Source organism: Actinoallomurus acanthiterrae (assembly GCF_054775715.1).
On record NZ_BAAHCO010000001.1, the window covers coordinates 12,558,163 to 12,566,753 of the forward strand.

The 8,591-nt window shown below is 68.1% G+C and carries 9 protein-coding genes; 8 read left to right on the forward strand and 1 reads right to left on the reverse strand.

Features of this window, described 5'->3' with window-relative positions; genetic code table 11:
- The gene (locus ACYVF7_RS59395) at positions 1-768 is read right to left on the reverse strand and encodes a GntR family transcriptional regulator (RefSeq protein WP_460357692.1); all 768 of its coding nucleotides are present in this window, start codon (positions 766-768) and stop codon (positions 1-3) included.
- A gap of 213 nt (positions 769-981) precedes the next feature.
- On the opposite strand from ACYVF7_RS59395, the gene ACYVF7_RS59400 reads away from it, so the two are divergent.
- The 8 genes from ACYVF7_RS59400 to ACYVF7_RS59435 all read left to right on the forward strand — a co-directional run bounded on the left by ACYVF7_RS59400 (position 982) and on the right by ACYVF7_RS59435 (position 8,490).
- Positions 982-1,266, forward strand: a complete 285-nt coding sequence (locus ACYVF7_RS59400; RefSeq protein WP_460357695.1) for a DUF6284 family protein — start codon at positions 982-984, stop codon at positions 1,264-1,266.
- A gap of 107 nt (positions 1,267-1,373) precedes the next feature.
- The gene (locus ACYVF7_RS59405; protein ID WP_460357698.1) at positions 1,374-2,057 is read left to right on the forward strand and encodes a hypothetical protein; all 684 of its coding nucleotides are present in this window, start codon (positions 1,374-1,376) and stop codon (positions 2,055-2,057) included.
- A 2-nt stretch (positions 2,058-2,059) separates the two neighbouring features.
- Positions 2,060-4,249 (forward strand): hypothetical protein, encoded by a 2,190-nt coding sequence (locus ACYVF7_RS59410; protein WP_460357701.1) that lies wholly within the window; start codon positions 2,060-2,062, stop codon positions 4,247-4,249.
- Between the two features lie 195 nt (positions 4,250-4,444).
- Positions 4,445-4,705, forward strand: coding sequence for an RING finger protein (locus ACYVF7_RS59415; RefSeq protein ID WP_460357704.1), 261 nt, complete (start codon positions 4,445-4,447; stop codon positions 4,703-4,705).
- The gene (locus tag ACYVF7_RS59420; protein WP_460357707.1) at positions 4,702-5,826 is read left to right on the forward strand and encodes a bifunctional DNA primase/polymerase; all 1,125 of its coding nucleotides are present in this window, start codon (positions 4,702-4,704) and stop codon (positions 5,824-5,826) included. The genes ACYVF7_RS59415 and ACYVF7_RS59420 overlap by 4 nt, the downstream gene beginning before the upstream one ends.
- A complete protein-coding gene (locus ACYVF7_RS59425) occupies positions 5,823-6,908 on the forward strand; it encodes an AAA family ATPase (protein WP_460357710.1) in 1,086 nt (361 codons plus the stop codon). The genes ACYVF7_RS59420 and ACYVF7_RS59425 overlap by 4 nt, the downstream gene beginning before the upstream one ends.
- 179 nt (positions 6,909-7,087) lie before the next feature.
- Complete coding sequence (locus tag ACYVF7_RS59430; RefSeq protein ID WP_460357713.1) at positions 7,088-7,297, forward strand: helix-turn-helix domain-containing protein; 210 nt, start codon at positions 7,088-7,090, stop codon at positions 7,295-7,297.
- Positions 7,297-8,490 carry a site-specific integrase gene (locus ACYVF7_RS59435; RefSeq protein WP_460357721.1) on the forward strand — a complete coding sequence of 398 codons (1,194 nt, stop codon included), beginning with the start codon at positions 7,297-7,299 and terminating at the stop codon, positions 8,488-8,490. The genes ACYVF7_RS59430 and ACYVF7_RS59435 overlap by 1 nt, the downstream gene beginning before the upstream one ends.
- Positions 8,491-8,591 lie beyond the last annotated feature (101 nt).

Below are 8,591 nucleotides of genomic sequence, written 5' to 3' on the forward strand. Positions count from 1 at the left end.
TCATACATCAGAGCGTGCTTCCGGCTGTTTGGCATCTTGCTCCACGTCGTATTCATCGACGAACATGATCCGGTCGGCGGGCCAGGTCGATTCTGAGACTTCCAGAACCTGTCCGTCTCCGGCGCTAGCGACGTGAACCACGTTGAGTACCGGGCTGTTTGCCGGGATTTCCAACGTCTCGCTTTCCTGGAGCGATGCGGGACGTACAATCCACTGATCCCTAGCATGGGCGTATTGCTTACCCGAGAGATCCTCAACGCAGAGAAAGAGGGCTTTAGGTACTACCGTTGGCTCCCCGAGGAAAGTGTCCCTTGCGAACCTAGCGGGAAGATAGCTCGCGCCGATCTCCTCCGGCCGACCGGTCTTTTTGTCGAACAGGACCCTTTGTCGAATTACGACTTCGGATCCTCGGGGAATCATCATCAGCTCGGCTATGTGATCCGGTGCCGGAGAACACCCTGCGAAGGTGATCTCGTGGCGTAGATCGGTGGTAAGCAGCTTCTGATCTTTGCGGGCGCGGCCGTAACGATCTCGCGATCGGCGCTGCCGTCGCCGTTGCTCCTTGACGAACGTGCCGATGCCCTGGCGAGACTCCACAAGACCCTCGGCGCGCAACACGCCCATCGCCTGACGGATCGTCGGAAGACTGACATGGAAGCGCTCCGCGAGATCGGTCTCGGCCTGAACCCGATCGCCTGGTGCGAGTGTCCCGTCTTGGATCTCGCGTCGTAGAGCGTTCGCGACGCGGTGGTACTTCGGCTCCGCCATCCTGCACCTTCTCGTCTCGCCGACCAGGACTCAAGAGTACCTGTCCTCATGAGGACTTGACGGGCTCTTCGTTGCTGTGGTTGCCTTCGGTCATCAGGTCCCTAATGAGGACTTGAGGACAAGGGTGGTTGGCAGGCTGCTCGTGTCCGTGGACAAGGAAGGCCCCGGCGGTGGCAGCCGCCGAGGCCAAGCATCCAGAGCTGAGGAGTCTCGATGCACGACCAGCGTACTCGTGCGCCCGGATTCGGTCCGGGCATCACGGACGAGCACGACGCAGAACCGTCCGCCGCTGAGCTGGCGGAGATCGAATGCGAGTGGCCGCTGATCGCGGCCGAGCTTGACCTGCTCGATGCAGAGATCACGGCACTGTCCGCCGAGGGCCACGCGAGCAAGCTTGACCGTCGTCGGGTACGGCGGGCCGAACGGCGCGTACTGGAGGTCAGCCGCGAGCTGGCCGCCGAGGGCGTCTCGATCACGCCCGGCGAGGCGGTGGCGTGATGACCTCCCCGGCCCGAAGTGCTTACCCCGTCCCTGTCGCCGATCTCATCCCCCAGGCCCGCAAGCTCGCGGCCGAGTTGGGTGCGGTTCCGTCGCGGAACCGGCTCATGAGTGAGTTCCGGATCGGTGCGACCAAGGCCCGCACGGTCCTGGCGGAGCTGACCGCTGAGCCCGCGCCGGAACCGGCCGAGCCGGTCTTGCGGGCCGTCCCGGACCCTGCACCCGAGGACCAGTCCTCGGAGCCTGCCGACGAGACGCCCGCCGCTGCGGACACCGCGCCGGTCGAGGAGTCTGCGCAGGACACCACGCCCGTAGACCCGGAGACGGCACCGGCCGCCGCCCCGGTTGAGACGGCGTCTCGGACGCTGGCCCGCTGGCCGCTGGTGCTGCTGGCGATCCCGGCGTTCGTCGCGGTGTGGTCCGGTTGGGTCGGTCTCGGTGAGCTCACCGGGTTCGGTGTGGTCCACCCGCTGCCCGGCATCGCGGACCACTTCTCCATCAATTCGGCGATCACGCTGCCGATCGGTGTGGAGACCTACGCCGCCTACGCCCTGCGGGCGTGGCTGTCGGGCTATCTCCCGGTTCGGGCGCGTCGGTTCGCCAAGTGGTCCGCGATCGGATCACTGACCCTCGGCGCCCTCGGACAGGTCGCCTACCACCTGCTTTCGGCTGCTCACGTCACCCGCGCGCCGTGGCAGATCACCACGATCGTGGCGTGTCTGCCCGTCGCGGTGCTCGGCATGGGCGCGGCCCTGGCTCACCTCATCCACGACACGCACCCGGAGGCGTGACGATGACCGAGAACACCATCCCGGAACCGATCGACCTCAACGCCCGCCGCGCCCAGCGCACCCCCGCCGAGGGCACGTCGCCCGTGCCGGCCGAATCGCCCGCGCACGTCTCAACGCCCGATCTGCCGGAGCGGCCCGCCGCGTCCTCCGATGTCGCCTATGAGATTGAGCTGGATGAGCCGCCGGTGCTGGAGGGCGTGCCGGTGCCGGTGGACGCCCCGCCCGTGCCGGAGGGTGAGCGGCAGCCGATCATTCCCGTGCACCTGCTGCCGGGCAACCTCGGCGGCACCGTCAAGCGCACGCTCGGCGGCTGGTCCTACCACGCCCGATTCCACGCCGTCCGTGTCCCCGTCTACGGGTTCAAGGTGAGCGTGTTCGCGGCCCGTGGCCTGTTCCGCCTGGTCGGGCAGCAGGTCTCGTGGTGGTGGGTCCGCAACCAGTTCACGCTTCTCCAGCACGCGGCCGACTCCAAGGACACCCGTGAGTGGGCGCGGTTGCACCGGGAGATCAAGAACACGCGTACCTGGCGTGGGATCGTGCTGGCCGGTGAGGTGCTGGCCGTCGGCATCGGCGGACCGGTCGCTTGGAACACCGCGCCGGGCTGGTGTCTGCTGGCGCTCCCCGCTGGTGCGCTGGCGCTGGCGCGGTACGGCCGTCCGATGGGCCGCACCATCATTGGCACCGCCGTGGTCGCGCCTCGGTTCCGCAAGCTCAACAGCGACATCGTGCTGCGCGCCTACTACGCGGCGGGTCTGGGCCGTCCGGACAAGCAGGACCAGGAAGTGCACTTCGGTTCGCCGATGGCCCGTGACGCCCGCAACACCGGCTCTCAGGTCGTGGTGGATCTGCCGTACGGCAAGGGCTGGTCCGACGTCATGAACGCCAAAGAGAAGATCGCCTCTGGCCTGGACGTGCACGTCAATCAGGTGTTCTTGACCCCGGACAAGTCCTCGACCCGGCGTCACACGCTGTTCGTCGCCGACCGTGACCCCCTCGCCGTGCCGGTCGGTAAGACGGACATGCTGGACTGCAAGCCGCGCAACATTTGGCGGGCCGCGCGGTTCGGCAAGGACGAACGCGGCCGGTTGGTCGAGATCGCGCTCATGTGGATCTCGGTCCTGATCGGCGCGCAGCCTCGTAAGGGCAAGACGTTCGCCGCGCGGCTGCTGGCCCTGTACGCGGCCCTGGACCCGTACGTGAAACTCATCGTGGTGGACGGGAAGAACTCCCCGGACTGGTCGAAGTTCCGTCTCGTGGCGCACCGCACGGTGTTCGGCACGCACCCGAGCCCGAACGACGACGACCCGATCACGCACCTGCTCGAAGCGCTCGATGAGATCCTTGAGCACATCGAACGGGTCAACCAGGTGCTCGCCAAGCTGCCCGCCGACGTCTGCCCCGAGGGCAAGCTCACCGAGGAGCTTGCGCGTGACCCGCGCTACCCGGATCTGCGGGTGCTGATGCTGGTCATGGAGGAGTTCCAGGTCTACTTCGAGACCGAGGACCAGAACCTCAACAAGGAGATCGCCGCCAAGCTGTCCCGGATTCAGGCCGTCGGCCCCTCGGCGGGCGTCGTCATCCTGTCCAGCTCGCAGAAGCCGTCGGGTGTCGGTGCCGGGGATGTGGGGCGGCTGTTCAACCGCTACCGCGACAACCACGCCGTACGGTTCGCGCTCAAGTGCGGCAACCGGCTCGTGTCTGAGGCCGTCCTCGGCGGTGACGCCTACGCCGAGGGCTTCGACGCCTCCTCCCTGCCCGTGGGAGATGAGTACCGGGGTGTCGGCTACCTGTACGGCATGACGGACGAGACGCCCACCGTCCGGACGTTCCTGGCCGACCACACCGACGCCGAGAAGATCCTCACCGCCGCCCGCGCACACCGCGAGCGCCTCGGGACGCTGACCGGCATGGCGGCCGGTGAGGAGATGAAGCGCGCCACCCGCGACGTGCTGACCGACGTTCGCGCGGTCATGGACGCCGAGACCGGCTTGCAGTGGCCGACCATCGCCGCCCGGCTCGCCGAGCGGATGCCGGAGCACTACGCCGACATCACCGCCGATGCGATCTCCGCTCAGTGCCGGGCACTCGGGGTGCCGAGCGTCGGCATCAAGCGGGACGGCCAGGTCCTCAAGGGCGCCAAGACCGACGCGGTCGACAAAGCCATCGCCCGCCGGAAGGTGAACGGAGCGTAGCCGAACCGCGGGGCGGGTGAGGTAGCGCCCGCCCCGCTACCGGTAGCGGCTGCGCTACCCGCCCCCGCTACCTCCAGCAAAGCACCTGATCAGGCCGTATCCCCGCAGGTAGCGGGTAGCGGCCCTACCTCTCCACGCCCAAGAACCGCCCCTGGAGGCACCAGCATGCTTTCCCTGGCCGCTACCGCAACCCCGGTGACCGCTACTCATGGTCATCACCTGCCGGGCCTCGGCGTCCTGATCCTGCTCGGGCTGATCTGGGCCGTCGGCTACCTGTTCCTGTGCTGGATCTGGCCGTTCGTCAACTGCCGCCGCTGCACCGGCTCCGGCAAACGCCGCGCGGTCATCGGCCGAGGCTTCCGCCACTGCCCCCGCTGCGACGGCACCGGCTACCAACTCCGCCCCGGCCGCCACGTCCTCAACCACCTGCGCTCAATCCACAAGGCGGGCAAGTGAACCGCGCCGACGGGAGCACACCCGCCATGTCCGACGCCCACGCCCTCGCGTTCATCCACGACTGGAACCAAACCGCCTACGCCCGCCGCGACGGCAACGCCGACCACCCGCAGGAAACCCGCCCGACGTTGCCCACACCGCTCCCAAAGCACGACAGCACCGTTCACCGGCCGACCGCCGAGGACATGCTGTCGCACGCTCTGAGGGCCGCTGAGCGGGGTTGGCCGGTGTTCCCCGTCCGTCCTGGCGAGAAGCGTCCGGCGTTCCCGGATCACACCGCCGCGCGCTGCACCGGCCGTGACCCGCGCTGCGCCAATGGGCACCAGGGATGGGAGCCGCGCGCCACCACCGGCACCGGGCGCATCCGGCGCGGCTGGGCCGCCGTGCCGTACAACATCGGCCTCGCGTGCGGTCCTGCCGGGCTGGTCGTGGTCGATCTCGACGTGCCCAAGCCCGGTGAGGAGACCCCGCCGGCCGAATGGCGGGCCGAGGGTGTGCACACCGGAGCCGAGGTGCTGGCCGTCCTCGCCGCGCGGGCCGGTGAGCCGATCGGACCGCTGTATGACACGTACACGGTCGTCACAGGTCGCGGCGGCCGTCACCTGTACTTCACCGCTCCCGAGGGCACCCGGCTCGGCAACACCCAAGGGGATCTCGGGTGGCTGATCGACACCCGCGCGCACGGCGGCTACGTCCTCGCTGCGGGCTCGGTCGTGGACGGCCGACCGTACGTGCTGGAAAGCGACCGGCCGCCCGCACCGCTGCCCGCCTGGCTGTTCCAGCGTCTCTCCCGGCCCGCGCCACCACCGGTCGGCCCGGTGACCATCGCCCCCGGCACCGGCCGCCGCTCCGCCTACCTGCGCGCCGCACTGGCCCGCGAGGTCGAGCGCGTCACCGGCGCGGCCGAGGGATGCCGCAACGCCGCTCTCTACACCGCCGCCGTCGCCCTCGGCCAGCTCGTCGCCGGAGGCGCGCTCAGCGCCGCCGAGGTCGAAACCCTGCTGGAACAGGCAGCAGCGGCCCACGTCACCGCCCGCGCCTACACGCCCGCCGAGGCCCGCAACACCATCGCCTCCGGTCTACGCGCCGGAGCCAAGCGCCCCCGGACGCTCGCCGCATGACCACCCGCCACCACGCCGACCAGGAGGCCGCTATGCCCGCCACCAACCCGACCGAAGCGCCGCTTCTGCGGCCCGTCCACGACGACGACTCAGCCGCCGTGCCTGCTCGTCTGCGGACGCACTGGACCGCCGATGAGCTGATGGCGATGGAGTTCGTGCCGCCCGTGTGGGCCGTGCCCGGCATCATCTGCGAGGGCGTGAACCTGCTGTGCGGCCCGCCGAAGGTCGGCAAGTCCTGGGCCTCCCTCGGCCTCGGCCTGGCCGTCGCCGCCGGAGGCCAAGCCTTCGACGCCATCCATGTCGACGGCGGCCCGGTCCTGTACCTGGCGCTGGAGGACACCCCACGCCGGTTGCAGTCCCGCATGGGCAAGATCCTCGGCGGCCAACCCGCGCCCTCCGCGCTCACCCTCGCCACCGCATGCCCGCAGATCGGGCAAGGCGGGGATGAAGCGATCGCCGGATGGCTGGACCGCAACCGTGACGCGCGCATGGTCGTCATCGACGTGTTCGCCAAGATCCGAGGCGCGGCCCCCCTCGGCGCCTCGGCCTACGAAGCCGACTACGCCGCCGTCGGCGCGATCAAACGCCTCGCCGACGCCTACGCCGTGCCGTTCGTCCTGGTCCACCACGTCCGCAAGGCAGCCTCAGAAGACTTCCTCGCCGAGGTGTCCGGCACCAACGGCATCGCCGGAGCCGCTGACGCCACGCTCGTCCTCAAACGCGCCCGAGGCCAAGCCGACGGCGTCCTGCACGTCACCGGCCGCGACGTCGACGAGAACGAATACGCCCTCTCGTTCAACCCCGCATCCGGCGTCTGGACCCTGCTCGACGGCCCCGCCGACGAACACCAGACCACCGACACCCGCGCCGCCATCCTGCGCCACCTACGCGCCAACCCCGCAAGCGGACCCCGCGCCATCGCCCAAGCCACCGGCCTCGGCGAATCGAACGTCAAGAAGACCTGTCGACGCATGGCCGACGAAGGACTCCTGGCCACCGACGCGGCAAGCCGCTACAGCCTTCCCGACCAACCACTCCCCGAGATGTCCCCCGCGTCCCCCATGTCCCCCTACCACCCGTGACCTGCACAAACCAGGGGGACACGGAGGGGGACACGGTGTCCCCCTCGATAGGCGGGGGAGTGCCTGGTGTCCCCCGTGTCCCCCATGTCCCCCAACCGTCTGTGACCTGCGGAAACCAGGGGGACATCGCGCCATCCACTGTCCCTCTTTCAGGAGGAACCCGAGTGACCCTCACGGCCGTGGACAGCGTCAAGTTCGGCGATATCCAGCTCTTCCGAGTCGCCGAGGCCATGCGCGTGCTGAGCATGAGCAAAACCGTGATCTACGAGCAAATCCGTAGCGGACGCCTGCGGTCCGTCAAGCAAGGCAGAAGCAGGCTCATCCCGGAATCCGCGATCCGCGAATACATCGCTCTACTCGAAAAGGAAGCAGAGGGGGCAGCGGCTTAATGGCCAAGCGACGCAGCAGAGGAGACGGCGGCCTCCACTGGGATGACAAGCGGCAACGCTGGATCGCCTCCGTCACGGTTGGCTACACCCCGGCGGGGAAACGCATCGTCCGCAAAGCGAGCGGAAAGACCAAGACGGAAGCCAAGAACAAGCTCAAAGAAATTCTCCGTGACCATGACGACGGATTCGCCGTCGCATCGCATGACTACACGGTGGCGGATGCTGTCCACTACTGGCTAGATAACGGACTCAAAGGTCGCGACACGAGCACCATCGAACTATACAGAGGCTTCGCGGAAACGCACGTCATCCCGTCGCTTGGGGCGCGCAAGCTCCGTGATCTGTCCGTAGAGGACGTGGATGGATGGCTGTCAAGCAGGGCAGACGTGCTCAGCACGCGGTCCCTCAAGCTCATTCACAGCGTCCTTAATCGGTCCGTGAAGAACGCCATGCGGCGTGACAAGGTGAAGCGCAACGTCGTGGACCTCTGCGACGTCCCGGAAGGGCGCGCCGGCCGACCCTCCAAAGCGCTCACGCTCAGCCAGGCCGAAGCGGTCCTGAGGGCTGCTCAAGAGGCTCCCGTCCGCATGCATGCGTACATCGTGCTCTCTCTGCTCACCGGAGTCCGCACGGAGGAACTGCGGGAACTCTCGTGGTCGCACGTGGTGGCCTTCGACAAGACCAGGCAAGCGTGGATTCCCGTGGTTGAGTCCGGTTGGGATCACGAGCAGTTCGCCATCTACGTATGGCGCTCCGTCCGCAGAAAGGGCGATACCAAGACCGCTAAGTCCCGCCGCTCCCTTCGACTCGCCGACCGCTGCGTGGAAGTCCTCGCCGCGCTGACAGCGGAACAGGACCGCGACAGGGAAGACGGCGCCAAGGACGGCAGGGGTCTGGTGTTCCGCACCTGGAGCGGCACGCCGCTCAGCGCGGGAAACGTTCGGCGCGACTTCCGGAAGGTGCTCACCAGGGCGTGCCTGGTGGCGGAGGACTGGACGCCCAGGGAGCTTCGGCACAGCTTCGTGTCACTGTTGTCGGCCCACGACATCCCGATCGAGGACATCTCTCAACTGGTCGGGCACACCAACACCGTGGTCACCGAGACCGTCTACCGGAAGCAGCTCCGCCCCGTCATCCAGGAGGGAGCCACCGCCATGAACGACATCTTCCCCGCCCGACTGACGGAGGCTTAGTCACCCAGTTAGACACTCACGCCCCGTCTCGGCGACGCGAGACGGGGCGTTTTGGCTGGTGGAGCCACGGGGATTCGAACCCCGGACTTCCTGCTTGCAAA